Raw genomic sequence first — 15,537 nt, 5'->3', positions numbered from 1 at the left:
CCGCTGGCCGGGTTCGTCGGAACCTACTGGCTCTTCGGCAGGTTCTGCAGGTCCTCCTGGCCCACGCAGTTCCGGACGGATGGGACCTTCGCAGCCGCTGCTGCAAGGTCCGCCAGCACTGTTGCTGAACTGATCTTGTCCGGGTCCATCAGGATTTCCGTGGCGGGTTCCCGGCCGTAGGTGGTCAGCGTCCAGACGGGGTCGCCTTCCTTGATGACCCAGTCGACCCCGTTAACGGTGACGCAACGGTCGGTAGTGGGCCCTGGCACGTTGACGCCGCAGCGGAGGATGACCAGCGAGGGATCGCCCCAGGCCGCGGTGCCCTGGCTGTTGGTCTTCCGCAGCTTTGAATCGCCAATGGAATCGGGCAGTGCCAGCATCATCGGCGCACAGGCCGGGTTGGCGGCGTCCTTGGCGGCAGTGACGTCCACTGCGGGTGAGCACGCGGTCAGGGAAAGAGCGGCGACCGCCCCCACCACCGCCATCCTGGCGGCGCGGGCGGACAGGGGCAGGTGGGGCTGGTGCATGCTTCCAGCCTATCGCCGCCGCCGTCCCCGCCCGGACACAATGTCAGTCCGGCGCGGTAGCGTAGTGGCGTGCCTGAAGACCTCCGTAACCGCGTTGACCGCCAGCCCACCGTCGCCGGCCTTTCCGAAGCCGACCTGCTGGCCCGGATCTTTCCGCGCCTCCGGATGGAGGCCGGGCATGCCGCCAGCACGCTGCTGGGACCCGGGGATGACGCCGCCGTCGTCGCCGCCCCGGACGGAAAAACGGTCATCAGCATCGACACCCAGGTCCAGGACCAGGATTTCCGGCTCCTCTGGCCCAACGGCTACCGCACCACCGGATTCGATGTCGGCTGGAAAGCTGCCGCGCAGAACCTCAGCGACATCAATGCCATGGGGGCACAGGCCACGTCCATGGTGGTCAGCCTCACCCTTCCCGTTGACACGCCCGTGAGCTGGGTGGAGGAGCTTGCGGACGGCCTCACGGCTGGAATCCGGGAACTCGGGGCAGTCCGCTGTTCCGTGGCCGGCGGTGACCTGGGCCGCGGGCGCGAAATTTCGGTGACGGTGGCGGTGCTGGGAACGCTCGACGGCGGGCGGCCGGTCCTCCGCTCCGGCGCCCGCGCGGGGGACATCCTGGCGCTGGCCGGCACAGTGGGCCATGCAGCGGCCGGCCTGACCCTGCTTGAAGCGGATGTCCCCGTGGACACGCTGGGCCCGGCTGAGCGTGTCTTCCTGGACCTGCAGTGCCGCCCGCGTCCGCCGCTGGCGGCGGGTCCGGCAGCCCGGGCCGCAGGGGCCACGGCAATGCTCGACATCTCGGACGGCCTCCTGCGGGACGGCAGGAGGCTGGCTGCCGCCAGCAATGTCGCCGTCGCCCTCGACCCTGCCCGCCTGGCCGAACTCGCGGAGGTCCTGGCCCCTGCTGCCGCCCTGCTGGGTGCCGATCCTGCGCAGTGGGTGCTGGGTGGCGGTGAGGACCATGGACTGCTGGCCACATTCCCTGACGATGTTCAGCTGCCACCCGGATTCACTGCGCTAGGCTCGATACATGCACTCGGTACCGACGATGGCCCGGGCGTCCTGACAGCGGGCCGGGCCGCGGACACCGGGGGATGGGATCACTTTGCACACTAAGGTTGCCGCCAACGCGCTGGCGATGAAGAGGTGGCTGGGCAAGGCTGAAACTGCCCTGGGCAACCACAGCGACCGCCTGAACGCCATCAACATCTTCCCGGTAGCCGACGGTGATACGGGTACCAACCTGTACCTCACCGTCCGCGCTGCGGCCCGTTCCCTGGTGCTTGGCGAAGACCAGCCCGCCCCGGTCGACGTCGGGGAAGTGCTGGCCACCGCCGGGCAGGCAGCCATGGAGGAGGCGCGCGGAAACTCCGGAACGCTTTTCTCGGTGTTCCTTTGCGCTGCGGCCGAGCCGTTGGCCGGACACACCCGGATGACGTCCACTCTCCTCGCTGCGGCCCTCAACCGTGCCCAGATCCGCGCATGGTCCGCCTTGAGCGACCCCGTTCCTGGAACCATGCTGTCCGTCATGGAAGCGGCGGCCCGTGCGGCAGCCGCCGTTGACGCCGGGCAGGACGGCGATGACAGCAACCATGCCCTGGGGCTCACCCTCGATGCCGCCGTGGAGGGGGCGCTGGCCGCGGTGGTCCACACCGAGGAGCAGCTCGATGCGCTGCAGACCGCCCGGGTGGTGGACGCCGGCGGCGTGGGTATGCTGCTGATCCTCGACTGCCTCCGCTCCGCCGTGATGGGCCAGGAACTGCAGGACGAGCTCCTCGACGGGCTGCATGGCTACGACGTTTCGGATCCCCACATCCACGCTTCCATGCCGGACGACGACGGCGTGGAAGTCATGTGCACCATTACCCTCTCACCCCTGAACGCGGCCACCCTGCGGCAGCGGCTCGACGAGATCGGCGAGTCCGTGATCATGAGCCAAGTGGGCAGCGGCCCGGACCCGGACGGCAACTACCGGTGGCGGGTCCACGTGCACGTCCCGGACCCGGACCCCGCCGTGGGCATCATCCGGTCCCTCGGTGAGCCGTCCCAAATCAGCATCAGTGAGCTGGCGCTTCCCCGGGATCCGGCCGCGGATGCGGTGAATACCGGCGGGCATGAACGCTGAGCTGGACCTGGCCCTTGAACGGCGGATCGGAAAAAGGTCCGCCGCGGTCATCGAGAAACACCTCGGCATCACCACCGTCGAAGGCCTGCTTAATTACTTTCCCCGCCGCTACCTGACCCGCGGTGAACTGACGCCCATCAGCGAGCTACCGCTCGACGAGGAAGTCACCCTGATCGCCCGGGTGTTGTCCAGCACCACCCGGCACATGCAGGCACGCCGCGGAACCATCACGGACGTCATCGTTTCCGACGACGACGGGCAGCAGGGGCTGCGGCTGGTGGGAGGCCAGGACTACCGCGGCAAAGTGCCGGGGACGCTGAAGATCAGCTTCTTCAACGGCTACAAGGCAAAAGCTGAACTGCTGCAAGGCCGGCGCGCCCTGTTCTCCGGGAAGGTCACGCGGTTTAAAGGTCAGCTGGGCCTCACCAACCCGGACTTCCTCATCCTGGACGAAGACCCCTTCACTCCGGGCAGTGGTGATCCGGAGAAACTGGCGGCCATGCCCATTCCGGTGTATCCGGCCACGGCCAAGCTCCCCAGCTGGAAGATCCAGAAGGTGATCGCCACACTGCTGGAAACCGCGGAGCTCGGCTCGTTGGCGGACCCGCTTCCGCAGGCCGTGGCAGCCCGGGAGGGCTTCCTTTCCGTTGCGGACGCCTACCGGCTAATCCATGCGCCGGAGACGGCGGCCGACTGGAAACGCGCCAGGGAGCGGCTCCGCTACCAGGAAGCCCTGGTGCTGCAGTCCGCGCTGGCCCGCCGTCGTGCGCAGCTCGCCGCCGAGGAAGCCACCGCGCGGCGTCCTGTCAACGAAGGGATCCTGTCCGCGTTCGATCAAAACCTGCCGTTCAGCCTCACAGCCGGCCAGGCCGCCGTCGGGAAGACCCTGGCAACGGAACTGGCGCAGGACACGCCCATGAACCGGCTGCTGCAGGGCGAGGTGGGCTCCGGCAAGACTGTCGTGGCGCTGCGGGCCATGCTGCAGGTGGTGGACGCCGGGGGACAGGCCGCTCTTCTTGCCCCCACCGAAGTCCTCGCAGCCCAACACTATGACTCCATCCGGCGCACCATGGGCCCGTTGTCCAGCGATGGACTCCTGGGCGGGCTGGCCGGCGGCAACGGGCCTTCCGTCCAGGTCACGCTGCTGACCGGGTCCATGCCTACGGCTGCCCGCAAACAGGCAATGCTCGACGCCGCGTCCGGGACGGCGGGGATCATCATCGGCACCCACGCGTTGCTCAGCGACAACGTATCCTTTTACGACCTCGGCCTGATCGTGGTGGATGAACAGCACCGCTTCGGCGTTGAACAGCGCGACGCCCTCCGGGCCAAGGCCCGGAAGCCGCCGCACCTGCTGGTCATGACCGCCACGCCCATTCCCCGGACCGTGGCCATGACCGTTTTTGGCGACCTGGAAACCTCCACCCTCGATGAACTGCCCAAGGGCAGGGCCCCAATCACCACCCACCTCGTGGGCCTTGCGGAGAACCCGGCCTGGGCGGCACGGATCTGGGCCCGCGCCCGGGAGGAGATCGACGCCGGCCACCAGGTGTACGTGGTCTGTCCCAAGATTGGAACAGACGACGACGGCGATTTCAGTCCAGGGGAGGCCGCGCCGCCGGGCGTGGAGGCGGAGGAAGGCCGGGAGCTAGCGTCGGTCACCGGCGTCGTGGATTACCTGCTGGCTGAACCCTCGCTGGCAGGGGTTGACCTCGCCCCGCTCCACGGACGCCAGGATCCGGAGCTGAAAACGGACACCATGGCCGGGTTCACTGCCAACCGCATCAAGCTGCTGGTCTCCACCACGGTGATCGAAGTGGGTGTGGACGTGCACAACGCCACCCTGATGGTCATCCTGGACGCCGACAGGTTCGGGATTTCGCAGCTGCACCAGCTCCGCGGCCGGGTTGGCCGCGGCGGCCTGCCCGGGACCTGCCTGCTGGTCACTTCCCTGGAACCCGGCCACCCCAGCAGGCGGCGGCTGGAAGCCGTTGCCGCAACCACGGACGGCTTTGTCCTGTCGCAGGAAGACCTCAAGCTCCGGCGGGAAGGCGACATCCTGGGTGCCTCCCAATCCGGCGGGCGGTCAACGTTGAAGCTGCTGCGGGTCCTCGACCATGAAGACGTCATTGCCCGCGCCAGGGAAGACGCCCAGGCCATCGTCGGCCGGGATCCGCTGCTGTCAGGCCACCCGGAACTTGCCGATGCCATCGAAAAGTACCTGAACCCCGAGAAGGAGGCGTTCCTTGAACGCGGTTAGCAATGGAAGCCCAGCGGGTGCGGAATTGCGGTGGGCGCGGTGACCCGGATCATTGCCGGTGCTGCGGGCGGTACCCCGCTGACAGCCGTCCCGGGCTCCTTGACCAGACCCACCACGGACCGCGTCAAGGAAGCGCTGTTCTCCCGCCTCGATGCCTTTGACGTGATTGCGGGAGCCCGCGTGCTGGACCTGTACGCCGGCTCGGGCGCCCTGGGTGTGGAAAGTGGCAGCAGGGGAGCGCGGACCGTGGAGCTGGTGGAGTCCGACGCCAGGGCCAGCGCCGTGTGCCAGCGCAACGCGGACCTGATTAATGGCGTGCTGGGCCGCAAAGCCGTCACCGTGCACCGCACCAAAGCCGACCCCTTCCTGGACCGCGCCCCAGAAGACGCGGCCTGGGACCTGGTGTTCCTTGATCCGCCGTACCCGCTGGAGGAGGCCGGCCTGTCCGCAGTCCTGGAGAAACTTGCCGCGCACCTGGCCCCCGGTGCGGTAGTGGTGGTGGAACGGTCCTCACGCTCGCCGGAACCGGGATGGCCCGGCGCCCTGACGAGGTTCGCCGAGAAGAAATACGGGGAAACCCGGCTGTGGTTCGCCGAGCCGTTCGTTCCCGACGCAATCGCCGCCGATGACGTGCCTGACGACGCAGGGGCTGGGGATGCCGTGCCGGAGGCGGAAGGGCCGGGCTCCCTGCGGGGCTAGCCCGAGAAGGGGTCCAGGTCCACCCCGGCCAGGACCCGCGCCGGGTGCGGGCCCCGCGCGGTCAGTTCGGCCGTCCAGGCTTCCGGCCAGTTGCCCTGGGTGCCGGCCAGGATGATGTTGCCCGGGTACCGGCCCTCGAACATCCCCGCTTCCGCGAAGGCGCCAACATCGCCCATGGCTTCGCGCATCGCGGCCACCTGGCTCCTGACCAGTGTGAGGGCCGCCTCGTCGCCGACATTGACGATCAGCAGCCCTTCCGGGCGCAAGCGTTCCCGGGCCTCTTGGTAGAAGCCACTGGTGGCGATGTGCCCGGGTGCTTCAGGACCGGAAAAGATGTCCAGGATGACGACGTCGAACGCGGGGTCCGGAGCAAGCGCGCCGAGTGCCTCGCGGGCGTCGCCGATGATCGTGGTGAGATCCGTTCCCTCAGGCATGGGAAGATGCCGGAGGACAAAGTCGAGCAGTTCGCGTTCCAGCTCCACGGCGTACTGGATGGAGCCGGGGCGGGTGGCCTGGATGTACCGCGCCAGGGTCAGCGCCCCTGCTCCGAGGTGCAGGGCCCTGATGGGTTCTCCGGGCGGTGCGGCGAGATCCACCAGGTGCCCGATCCTGCGGAGGTACTCGTAGAAGATCTCCTCCGGGTGGTCCAGGTTCACATGGGACTGTTCGGCTCCGCCGATAGTGAGTACAAAACTGTCATCGGTGAACGCATCGGGGTCGATTGTGGCGTGCTGGCCCGTTGTCCGGAGGAAGCGGCTGGCGGACCCGCTCTTGCCGCCGGACATCAGAGCCTGCCGCGCAGGGTTGCCAGCCGCGTGGCCGCCTCCTCCAGGACTTCCGTCTTCTTGCAGAAGGCAAACCGGAGCAGGCTGCGGGTGCGTTCGGCTCCCTCCGGGTGGCAGAACACCGGAACGGGGATGGCGGCCACCCCCACCAGCGCCGGCAGCCGCCGGGCGAGGTCCAGCGCGTCGGTGATGCCCAGCGGTGCGGTATCCACATTGACGAAGTAGGTTCCTCTTGGGGTGAAGACGTCAAAGCCCGCGGCCCGGAGTCCGGCGCTGAGGATGTCTCGCTTCTGTTCCAGGGCGGCGGCGATGCCGGTGTAGAAGTCGTCCGGCAGGGCCAGTCCTGTGGCGATCGCAGCCTGGAAGGGAGTTCCCGAACTGTAGGTGAGGAACTGCTTCACGGTGCGGACGGCCGCGACCAGGTCCTCCGGTCCGCTCAACCAGCCGATCTTCCAACCGGTCAGGGAGAAGGTCTTGCCGGCGGAGGAGATGGTGATGGTCCGGCCGGCGGCCCCCGGCAGTGTCGCCACCGGGGTATGGCGGACTCCGAAGGTGAGGTGCTCGTACACCTCGTCGGTGATGATGATGCTGTCGTGCTTTTCCGCAAGGTCCACCACGCGCTGCAGGATCTCCGGAGGAAACACGGCGCCCGTGGGATTGTGCGGATTGTTCAGCAGCACCACCCGCGTCCGCTCGTTGAAGGCAGCCTCCAGTGCAGCGGCGTCGGGCAGGAAGTCCGGGGCGGCCAGGGGCACGGTGGCGTGTGTGGCGCCCGAGAGGCCGATGACGGCGCCGTAGGAGTCGTAGAACGGTTCGAAGGTCAGGACCTCATCGCCCGGTCCGGCGAATGCCAGGAGTGAGGCGGCGATCCCTTCGGTGGCCCCGGTGGTGATGATGACTTCGGTTGCGGGGTCCGGTGACAGCCCATAGAAGCGTTCCTGGTGCGCGGCCACCGCCTCCCGGAGCTGGGGCAGTCCCTTGCCGGGGGCGTACTGGTTGGCCCCTGCGGCGATGGCGGCGCGGGCGGCTTCCCTGATTTCCGCCGGCCCGTCCTCATCGGGGAAACCCTGTCCCAGGTTGATGGCGCCGGTCTGGACGGCCAGGGTTGTCATCTCTTCGAAGATGGTGACACCCAGGCCGCCGTCCGGAGCGAGGAGGTTGGCCCCGAGCGCGGTCCGCTGCCAGGGAGCAGGTGCCAGGCGGGTGGAAAGTTCCCGTGGTGGATGCATCCAGCCATGGTATCCCGGCCTTTCGATGGGGTAGGTTCAAACCATGAGACGCGCTGTGTGCCCCGGATCCTTCGACCCCATCCACAACGGCCATCTCGAAGTCATTGCGCGGGCCGCCGGTCTTTTCGACGAGGTCATTGTGGCCATCTCCACCAACTACGCCAAGAAGTACATGTTCAGCCTCGAGGAACGGCTGGAAATGGCACGGGAAACCCTCGCATCGCTTAAGGGCATTGTGGTGGAACCGGTGGGCGAGGGCCTCCTGGCGGAATATTGCCGCCAGCGGGGTGTGTCCGCCATCGTCAAGGGACTGCGGTCATCGTCGGACTTCGACTACGAGCTTCCGATGGCCACCATGAACCGCCAGCTAAGCGGCGTGGAGACTGTTTTCCTTCCGGCCGAGGCAAGCTACGTCCACCTGTCGTCCACCCTGATCAAAGAGGTGGCGGTCCTGGGCGGCAGCGTCTCGGACTACGTGCCCCGGTCCGTGCACCGCCGCATGGTTGCCGGCGAGCCTTCGCCCGATCAGCAGCCAAGGCGGTAGGCTGGATCGGTACTTCGGCGCTGCCTCCTGCCGGTTTGAGTCACCATGGCTCTTCAGGCTAAGATGGTACGTCGGTCATATGTTCAACAGGAGTTCTCATTAACAGAGATGCTGGTTCGCCCCTGGCGTTCGACGTCAAGGACCTCGGGCGCAGCCCGGGAAGCATGCGGACGCTGAAGGAACATGTACCCGCACCGGGTGATCTTGGTGTGGCGCTCATTGGTGTTCAGGAAGGCTCGGATGTCGAGCTCGACCTGAGGCTTGAGGCCGTACACGAAGGAATTCTGGTATCAGGAACCGTTGTCGCCGAAGTAACCGGCGAGTGCGGCCGATGCCTGGATCCCCTTGCGTATGACCTGGAGGTCAATGTGCAAGAACTTTTCTTCTACGAGGGCGCTGAGTTCTCGGACGGAGAAGAAGATGAAGAGCAACGTCGAGTCGAGCACGATGTAATCGATCTTGAACCGGTGTTGCGGGACGCGGTTGTCACCAATCTGCCGTTCCAGCCGGTGTGCCGGGAAGACTGCCAGGGCCTTTGCTCCGAATGCGGAGTTCGCCTGGAAGACGAGCCGGGGCACCACCACGAGGTCCTGGATCCTCGCTGGGCTGCCCTAGCTGATATGGCTAAGCCTGACCGGCAAAATTGATTTGTACGTGTTTGTCTAGAGAGAAATGAGTTAGCCGTGGCTGTTCCCAAGCGGAAAATGTCTCGCTCGAATACCCGCGCCCGCCGCTCGCAGTGGAAGGCGACCGCCCCCCACCTGGTGAAGACCGTTGAGAACGGCCAGGTCACCTACAGCCTGCCGCACCAGGCAAAGGTCGTTACCGACTCTGCTGGCACCGCGCTGTTCCTTGAGTACAAGGGCCGCAAGGTCGCTGACGTCTAATCGGCCCAACAGGCTGACTGATGTCTTCAACTGAAGAGCTTCTGAAGCGTCTCGGTGTCTCTATTGACGCCGGGACGCTTCGTCTTGCGCTCACCCACCGTTCGTACGCCTACGAAAACGGCGGCATTCCCACCAATGAGCGGCTCGAGTTCCTGGGCGATTCCATCCTGGGATTCTCCGTCACCGATGCCCTCTACCGGGACAACCCGGACCTGCCCGAAGGCGAACTCGCCAAGCGGCGGTCCGCCGTCGTCAGTACCCGCGCGCTGGCCGGCATCGGCCGCAGCCTGGGCATCGGGGAATATATCTACCTTGGCCAGGGCGAGAAGCTCACCCATGGCAAGAACAAAGCCTCCATCCTGGCGGACACCATGGAAGCCCTGATCGGGGCAACCTATGTCTCCAACGACATCGAGACAGCGCGCCAACTGGTCATGCGGCTGATCGGTCCGCTGCTGAAGGATGCCGCCGTCCTGGGCGCCGGCACCGACTGGAAGACCAGCATCCAGGAACTCGCAGCCAGCCGGCAGCTGGGCAGCATCCACTACGCCGTGGAGGGGTCCGGACCGGACCACGCCCGCACCTTTACCGCTGTCCTGAATATCGGTGGAACCGCCTACGGCAAGGGGTCGGGGCACTCCAAAAAGGAAGCGGAACAGGAAGCCGCGGCAGACGCGTGGCGGGTGCTTTCCGGCGCCCCGGCCCAGTCGGCGTCCAGTACCGGTGCAACCTCCGTGGCCGCACAGTAGCGTCCATGCCCGAACTGCCCGAGGTGGAGGTTGTCCGCCGCGGCCTGGTGAACTGGGTCCGCGGCAGGTCCATCCATGCCGTCGAAGTCCTTGATCCGCGTTCCATCCGCCGCCACGCCCTTGGCGTTGAGGACTTCATCGGCAACCTCGAAGGCGCCACTGTGTCCGACGTCGTGCGCCGGGGAAAGTTCCTCTGGATGCCCCTGGCGGACAGCACTGCTGCCGGACGGGAGAACCGGGAAAGCGGTGGCCTGCCCGAAATTGCCCTGATGGCGCACTTGGGCATGAGCGGGCAGTTGCTGATGCAGGGCTCGGCCGTCCCCGATGAAAAGCACCTCAAAGTCCGGTTCCGGCTCAGCCCGCGGGACGGGATGCCGGAGCAACTCCGGTTCGTGGACCAGCGGATCTTCGGCGGACTCTTCGTCACCACGCTCGTGCCCACGGACGACGGCGCGCCCGGCGGACTGGCGGAATCGCCCCTTCCCCTGATTGCGGAGGAAGCAGCACACATTGCCCGCGACCCCCTGGACCCTGCCTTCTCCTTCGACCTCTTCTACCAGCGCCTCCGGAAACGCAAAACGGGGCTGAAGCGGGCGCTGCTGGACCAGGGACTGGTGTCCGGCATCGGCAACATCTATGCCGACGAAGCACTGTGGCGCGCCCGGCTGCACTTCGCCCGGGCCACCGACACCCTGCGCCGCAGTGAAGCCCAGCGCGTCCTCGACAGCGCCCGCGAGGTGATGCTCGATGCCCTGGCAGCAGGCGGGACCAGCTTCGATTCGCTGTACGTCAACGTCAACGGCGCCTCAGGCTACTTTGACCGGTCCCTCAATGCCTACGGCCGGCAGGGGGAGCCGTGCAAGCGGTGCGCCGCCGCGGGTATCAATGCGACCATCCGCCGGGACCAGTTCATGAACCGTTCATCCCATACCTGCCCCGTGTGCCAGCCGCGGCCCCGCAACGGCCGCTGGTAGCGGACCATCCGCCTGGCAGCGGGCCCGCTCAACGGGAGCCGTAGTAGCCCGCCAGCCGCGCGAGGCCTTCGTCGATGGATACTTCGGGGGTCCAGGCCAGGAGCGACTGGGTTTCCCGCTGGTCGAACCAGTGCGCCGTGGACAACTGCTCGGCGAGGAACCTGGTCATGGGTGGCTCGTCCTGCTTGCCAAGCCGAAGCCACGCCCGCTCCACCACTGATCCTGCCAGCCGGGCCACAGGGCCCGGAACCGACCACGCCGGCGCCGGCACGCCGCCGGCAGCACAGATGCCTGCGATGAGTTCGCCCACGGGCCGGGGCTCGCCGTTGGTGACTACCAGCGCCCGGCCATGGATGTGCCCCATGCGTTCCAGCGCGGCAACGATGGCGGCCGCCGCGTTGTCCACATACGTGGTGTCGATCAGGGCAGCGCCGGCATCCAGCAGCGGCAACCTCTTCCGGGCCGCCCGTGCCAGCACGCGTTCCACGAGTTGGATGTCCCCGGGGCCCCACACCACGTGCGGGCGCACCGCGGCGACACGGAAGTCCGGTGCGTCCGCAGCAAGGGCCAGCAGTTCCGCCTCCGCCTTGGTGCGTGAGTAGTCGCCGTGGGCATGCACCGGGTCAGCCGGTTCTGCACCCAGCCCTGCAATGGCGGCGCCCGAGTTGGCCACGGAGGGCGAGGACACGAAGACGAAGTCAATGACCCCCGCTGCGCGTGCTGCCCGGAGCAGCCGCCGGGTGCCCTGGACGTTCACTTCGTTGAACTCCTGCGCACGGCCGGTGAAGGAAACCTTGGCGGCCAGGTGGATCACACCATCAACGTCCTGGACGGCGGCGGTGACCCCTGCCTCATCGGTGAGGGAGCCACTGTGGTCCGTCACGCCGTCGACACCTGATGGGCGCCGCTGGAAAGTGGTGACCGTATGTCCCTTCCGCACCAAAAGGCTTGCCACCTCGCGGCCCAGCAGCCCGCTGGCACCGGTGACCAGCACCCTCATGGCGTCCCCGCACGGCCGCCGGCCAGCACGGACGAGGCCCAGCGGGACAGCCGCGTCCTGTCGATTTTTGCATTGTGGCGGATGTCCGTGGGCTGCGCGGGGACAACCAGGACGGCAGCGATTGACACGCCTGCGCTGCGGGCGGCGGCCCGCACCTTCCCCGCCAACTCCGCCCCGGCGAGGCCGGCTTTGGTTGTCGGCGGGTCGGTTTCGACAACGGCGGCAACGGCTTGCGTCCCTGCCGGCCCCACACCCACCACGGCTGCCATGCGGATACCGTCCACGCCTTCGATGGCCTGTTCCGGGCCTACCGGGGTCACCACTCCGCCAGGCGCCGTGACCGCGTGTGCAAGGCGGCCTTCCACCCACAGCCGTCCCTGGCCGTCGAAGTGGCCCACGTCCCCGGTGCGGTGCCATCCGGCGGGGCCGCTGCTCAGCTCCTGGGTCAGCCAGAGGCGGTCATAAGCGTCTTTGACGTGTGGCGCACTGACCAGGATTTCTCCCGTGATGCCCGCATCGGTGACGGGCACGGAGCCGGGTGCTGTGCCATCGGGCGCCAGGGGGATGACGGCTACGCGGGTGCCGTGGACGGGCCAGCCTACGCAGACGCCGTTGCCCGCGCCCGTCATCGTTCCGGCGTCGGCATCAGCGGCGGCGGCCTGGATTTGTTCGAGGCTGATGTCGGTGACGGGCAGCGCCTCCGTCATCCCATAGGGGGTGTGCAGCGAGGCGCGGGGCACCAGTTGCTGTACTTCCGCGAGGAGCGCTTCCGGAACGGGTGCGCCGGCGGAGAGGAGCAGGTCAACGCGTCCGAGTGCTGCGGTGCCCTCCGTAGTCAGTCCGCCACGGGTGGCGACGAAGTTGCGCAGGGCTGCGGGCGACGCAAAGACCACGGTGGCATCGATGGCCGCGGCGGCATCGGCGAGGGCGCGTGCAGTCAGGGTGCGGGGTGCGGTGACATCCATGGCCGGCGTCACCGAGACGGCCCCCAGCGCGGGCCCCAGCAGGGCAAAGGGTGCGAAGCCGGCCACCAGGCGCTGTCCGGGACGGATCCCAAAGGTCTGGGCCACGGTGTCCCGCATGGCGGCAAGCTGCCGGTGGGTATAGAGCACACCCTTGGCGGGACCAGTGGAACCGGAGGTGAAGAGGACGGCGGCGGGGGAGTCCGGGCGCGGCAGGGACGTCGCGGCACTGCCGCCCGCTCCGGTCCCTTCTGAACCTGCCTTGGCCAGGGCGGCAAGGGAGGTTTCCACCCCGAGGAGACGGCGGCGCCCTGCCGGGAGCTCGTCCACGCTGATGCGCCGGGCCGCCCATCCGAGGACCCGGGCGGCGGCCAGGGCCTTGTCGATCCCGATGAGGACGTCAGGGGTGGCGCCCTTGACTGCCCGGCTCAGGCCCCTGGTGCCCAGCCCGGCATCGGCGACGACCAACACCGCGCCGAGCCGCAGGCAGGCGTACAGGGCGACGGTGAGGTCCACCCCGGGCGGAACCATCAGGCTCACCCGGCTGCCGGGCCCAACGCCTGCCTTCTGCAGGCCCGCGGCGAGGTGGTCCACATCCGCCTCCAGCTGCTTCCACGTCAGGAAGCGGGCCACGGTGCCGTCCGGTGCCATTTCGACGACGGCCCTCCCGTCGCCCGCTGGTCCCGCCGCCAGTCCGGCAAGGGGTGCCCACAGGGGCTCAAAGTCGTCAGTGGCTTCTACGGCGGGGGTGTCGGCAGGACCGGTTCCACCACCGGTGACGCGCCCCGCAAGCCAGTCGAAGACCGGCGCGGCAATGTCCCGGTCCTCCGCCACCAGGTGCCCCGCGCCCTCATAGCGGTGCACCTCCGCATGCGGAAGCCGGCCAATGAGGTCCTTCAGGTAGCGGTCGGAGAAGATGGGGTCGCGCGGGCCCCACAACATCAGGGCTGGAACATCCAGCCTGCGCACGCCTTCCGCCACCGCGGTGAGCGCGGCAAAGCTGGGATGCGTCGCGTCGGCGGGAATGTCCGCGACAAAGTTGCCCACCCCGGCGCGCCTGGATGCTCCGCGGTAGGGGGCCATGTAAGCGTTGCGGACCTCCGCGGGCAGTGGCGGGTGCGCCAGCGAATGCGTCACCCGAAGGAAGGCGCCAGAGGTGGTGGTTCCCCACTTGTGGACGGCAGGATGCAGGGCAAGCCGCAGCGCCGCCGGGATGGGGCTGCCTTCAGGCTGGTGCACGGCGGTGTTGGTCAGGACCACACCGGCCAGCTGGTCTTCGTGCGCCAGTGCCCAGCCAAGGCTGATGAGGCCGCCCCAGTCATGGCCCACCGAAACGACAGGCCCCTCCAGGCCCAGCACGTCCGTAAGATCGCCCAGGTCGTTGATCCTGTCAGCCAGCCGCCGGAACGTTCCGGTCCGCTCCGAGAACCCCATGTCCAGCTGGTCCACGGCTACCACACGCCACGGATGTGCGGCATCGGAGCCCGCGGCCAGCAGGCTCCGCCACAGGTAGGACCAGGTGGGGTTGCCGTGCACGCACAGCAGCGTCCCGTGCGGGGTGAGGCCGCGGCGGGCGAGCTCCGCGCCGTTATCCAGCAGGTGCCAGCGGTGCACGGTGCCCGGCGCATCAACGCCGGAGGTGGAAGGGACATCGAGTTCGCGTGACCATTCGGCGTGAACGCCGGGCCAGTCGGCCATCACCAAACGATTTCCAGCATGGCGGTGTTGAGGCCGGACCCCACGCCCATGCACAGGACCCGGTCACCGCTTGCCAGCGACTGCGACTCCGCTGCAAGCGTCATGGGAAGGGAAGCGGGCCCCACATTGCCCCAGTGCGGGAACGTGATGGGCACCTTGTCGGCGTCCAGGTCGATCGCTTCGATGATGGCCTGCGTGTAGGCATTGCTGACCTGGTGGGTGACGTAGCGGTCCATGGCCGCCCAGTCCCACTCCGGCTGGGCCTCATGCCAGGCGTCGACGACGAGCTGCAGGCCGCCGTCGAGCAGTCCCTTTGTATCGGTGTGCATGCCGTCGATGCCGCCCACGCACAGTTCGTGGTGTTCAGTGCCGGCGCGCATTACGCCGCCCACCACGCGGTGGGCGCCCGGGTGCTCATCCGCCGGTCCCAGCACGGCGGCGGCCGCTCCGGAGCCGAGCGTCAGCGTGGCGAACTCGCGGTTGAAGTCCGCCCGGGTGGTTTCGGGCCGCTGGAGGCGCTCCAGGGTGGCCTCCTGGGTCAGCTGGGCGTCCTCGCCATTGACAATGACGGCGTACTTGATCTGGCCCGAGTCGATCATGTTGGCAGCCAGGGTCAGGGCGTTGACGAAGCCCAGGCAGGCGTTGGCAAGGTCGAAGTTCATGGCCGACGACGGAAGGCTGAGTCCGTGATGGATCTTCACCGCTACGGACGGTTCGAGGTTGCGCCTGGTCACCGAGGTGTTGATCAGCAGGCCGATCTCGGATGCTTCGATGCCTGCCTCGGCCAGGGCCTTGGCACCGGCTTCCACCGCAGCGTCATCGAACGACGTGCCTGCGGCCCACCAGCGGCGGTGCGTGATGCCTGCGACGCGTTCCAGCAGCCGCGGCGGGAACTTCAGCCGCTGCAGGGTTGACGCCAGGCGCCGGTCAAAGTCGGTGGAGCTCACAATCCTCGGAGCTTCAACGCTGCTGACCGAGAGCAGCGCGGTGTTGCTGTGGCGGAAGGTTGCATTACCTGCCAATTTCAAGCCCCTCTTCGTTTCCGTCCCGCATTCCTGCGGTGACTGTACCCACAAAAACGCAGGCTCAAGAGCTTAA

General features: G+C 67.7%; 15 protein-coding genes. 9 read left to right on the top strand and 6 right to left on the bottom strand.

What is annotated here, in order from left to right; all coding sequences use genetic code 11:
* Positions 1-23 precede the first annotated feature (23 nt).
* The gene (locus ACIGJD_RS11955; protein WP_142133509.1) at positions 24-527 is read right to left on the bottom strand and encodes a DUF3515 domain-containing protein; all 504 of its coding nucleotides are present in this window, start codon (positions 525-527) and stop codon (positions 24-26) included.
* A 69-nt stretch (positions 528-596) separates the two neighbouring features.
* Here ACIGJD_RS11955 and thiL point away from each other — a divergent pair, with 69 nt between their 5' ends.
* The 4 genes from thiL to rsmD are packed head-to-tail and all read left to right on the top strand — an operon-like array spanning position 597 to position 5,611.
* Positions 597-1,643, top strand: coding sequence for a thiamine-phosphate kinase (gene thiL / locus ACIGJD_RS11950; protein WP_483686376.1), 1,047 nt, complete (start codon positions 597-599; stop codon positions 1,641-1,643).
* A 22-nt stretch (positions 1,644-1,665) separates the two neighbouring features.
* Positions 1,666-2,652: a DAK2 domain-containing protein gene (locus tag ACIGJD_RS11945; protein WP_483689487.1), complete on the top strand. Its 987-nt coding sequence runs from the start codon at positions 1,666-1,668 to the stop codon at positions 2,650-2,652.
* Positions 2,642-4,912 (top strand): ATP-dependent DNA helicase RecG, encoded by a 2,271-nt coding sequence (locus ACIGJD_RS11940; RefSeq protein WP_483686375.1) that lies wholly within the window; start codon positions 2,642-2,644, stop codon positions 4,910-4,912. The genes ACIGJD_RS11945 and ACIGJD_RS11940 overlap by 11 nt, the downstream gene beginning before the upstream one ends.
* Positions 4,913-4,951: 39 nt before the next feature.
* Positions 4,952-5,611 (top strand): 16S rRNA (guanine(966)-N(2))-methyltransferase RsmD, encoded by a 660-nt coding sequence (rsmD, locus tag ACIGJD_RS11935; protein ID WP_483689486.1) that lies wholly within the window; start codon positions 4,952-4,954, stop codon positions 5,609-5,611.
* Here rsmD and ACIGJD_RS11930 read toward each other — a convergent pair.
* Both ACIGJD_RS11930 and ACIGJD_RS11925 read right to left on the bottom strand, forming a co-directional pair.
* On the bottom strand, positions 5,608-6,396 hold the full coding sequence (locus tag ACIGJD_RS11930; RefSeq protein WP_483686374.1) for a spermidine synthase: 789 nt from the start codon (positions 6,394-6,396) through the stop codon (positions 5,608-5,610). The genes rsmD and ACIGJD_RS11930 overlap by 4 nt on opposite strands.
* On the bottom strand, positions 6,396-7,625 hold the full coding sequence (locus ACIGJD_RS11925; protein WP_483686373.1) for an aminotransferase class I/II-fold pyridoxal phosphate-dependent enzyme: 1,230 nt from the start codon (positions 7,623-7,625) through the stop codon (positions 6,396-6,398). The genes ACIGJD_RS11930 and ACIGJD_RS11925 overlap by 1 nt, the downstream gene beginning before the upstream one ends.
* Positions 7,626-7,668: 43 nt before the next feature.
* On the opposite strand from ACIGJD_RS11925, the gene coaD reads away from it, so the two are divergent.
* The 5 genes from coaD (at position 7,669) to mutM (ending at position 10,779) form a co-directional block, all read left to right on the top strand.
* Positions 7,669-8,169: a pantetheine-phosphate adenylyltransferase gene (gene coaD, locus ACIGJD_RS11920; RefSeq protein ID WP_142133515.1), complete on the top strand. Its 501-nt coding sequence runs from the start codon at positions 7,669-7,671 to the stop codon at positions 8,167-8,169.
* Between the two features lie 122 nt (positions 8,170-8,291).
* Entirely contained in the window at positions 8,292-8,816 is a 525-nt protein-coding gene (locus ACIGJD_RS11915) for a YceD family protein (protein ID WP_483689485.1), read from the top strand.
* A gap of 36 nt (positions 8,817-8,852) precedes the next feature.
* Positions 8,853-9,056, top strand: coding sequence for a 50S ribosomal protein L32 (gene rpmF, locus ACIGJD_RS11910; protein WP_009356569.1), 204 nt, complete (start codon positions 8,853-8,855; stop codon positions 9,054-9,056).
* A gap of 20 nt (positions 9,057-9,076) precedes the next feature.
* Positions 9,077-9,805: a ribonuclease III gene (rnc, locus tag ACIGJD_RS11905; RefSeq protein ID WP_483686372.1), complete on the top strand. Its 729-nt coding sequence runs from the start codon at positions 9,077-9,079 to the stop codon at positions 9,803-9,805.
* Between the two features lie 5 nt (positions 9,806-9,810).
* Positions 9,811-10,779 carry a bifunctional DNA-formamidopyrimidine glycosylase/DNA-(apurinic or apyrimidinic site) lyase gene (gene mutM, locus ACIGJD_RS11900; RefSeq protein ID WP_483686371.1) on the top strand — a complete coding sequence of 323 codons (969 nt, stop codon included), beginning with the start codon at positions 9,811-9,813 and terminating at the stop codon, positions 10,777-10,779.
* Positions 10,780-10,807: 28 nt separating this feature from the next.
* Here the strand turns inward: mutM and ACIGJD_RS11895 are convergent, their stop codons facing one another.
* The 3 genes from ACIGJD_RS11895 to ACIGJD_RS11885 are packed head-to-tail and all read right to left on the bottom strand — an operon-like array spanning position 10,808 to position 15,461.
* Entirely contained in the window at positions 10,808-11,779 is a 972-nt protein-coding gene (locus ACIGJD_RS11895; protein WP_483686370.1) for an NAD-dependent epimerase/dehydratase family protein, read from the bottom strand.
* Positions 11,776-14,439 (bottom strand): alpha/beta fold hydrolase, encoded by a 2,664-nt coding sequence (locus tag ACIGJD_RS11890; RefSeq protein ID WP_483686369.1) that lies wholly within the window; start codon positions 14,437-14,439, stop codon positions 11,776-11,778. The genes ACIGJD_RS11895 and ACIGJD_RS11890 overlap by 4 nt, the downstream gene beginning before the upstream one ends.
* Complete coding sequence (locus tag ACIGJD_RS11885) at positions 14,439-15,461, bottom strand: 3-oxoacyl-ACP synthase III (RefSeq protein WP_483686368.1); 1,023 nt, start codon at positions 15,459-15,461, stop codon at positions 14,439-14,441. The genes ACIGJD_RS11890 and ACIGJD_RS11885 overlap by 1 nt, the downstream gene beginning before the upstream one ends.
* Positions 15,462-15,537: the final 76 nt, after the last annotated feature.

Source organism: Arthrobacter sp. E1SS-5, from assembly GCF_057073715.1.
The sequence above is the reverse complement of the archived record's forward strand: the minus strand, read 5'-3'. Positions and strand labels throughout refer to the sequence as shown.

What these genes read in the sequence shown, in the direction of transcription:
- ACIGJD_RS11955 (WP_142133509.1), bottom strand. Translation starts at nt 527, where the DNA reads ATGCACCAGCCCCACCTGCCCCTGTCCGCCCGCGCCGCCAGGATGGCG.
- mutM (WP_483686371.1), top strand. Translation starts at nt 9,811, where the DNA reads ATGCCCGAACTGCCCGAGGTGGAGGTTGTCCGCCGCGGCCTGGTGAAC.
- rnc (WP_483686372.1), top strand. Translation starts at nt 9,077, where the DNA reads ATGTCTTCAACTGAAGAGCTTCTGAAGCGTCTCGGTGTCTCTATTGAC.
- ACIGJD_RS11930 (WP_483686374.1), bottom strand. Translation starts at nt 6,396, where the DNA reads ATGTCCGGCGGCAAGAGCGGGTCCGCCAGCCGCTTCCTCCGGACAACG.
- ACIGJD_RS11895 (WP_483686370.1), bottom strand. Translation starts at nt 11,779, where the DNA reads ATGAGGGTGCTGGTCACCGGTGCCAGCGGGCTGCTGGGCCGCGAGGTG.
- ACIGJD_RS11890 (WP_483686369.1), bottom strand. Translation starts at nt 14,439, where the DNA reads ATGGCCGACTGGCCCGGCGTTCACGCCGAATGGTCACGCGAACTCGAT.
- ACIGJD_RS11940 (WP_483686375.1), top strand. Translation starts at nt 2,642, where the DNA reads ATGAACGCTGAGCTGGACCTGGCCCTTGAACGGCGGATCGGAAAAAGG.
- coaD (WP_142133515.1), top strand. Translation starts at nt 7,669, where the DNA reads ATGAGACGCGCTGTGTGCCCCGGATCCTTCGACCCCATCCACAACGGC.
- ACIGJD_RS11945 (WP_483689487.1), top strand. Translation starts at nt 1,666, where the DNA reads ATGAAGAGGTGGCTGGGCAAGGCTGAAACTGCCCTGGGCAACCACAGC.
- ACIGJD_RS11925 (WP_483686373.1), bottom strand. Translation starts at nt 7,625, where the DNA reads ATGCATCCACCACGGGAACTTTCCACCCGCCTGGCACCTGCTCCCTGG.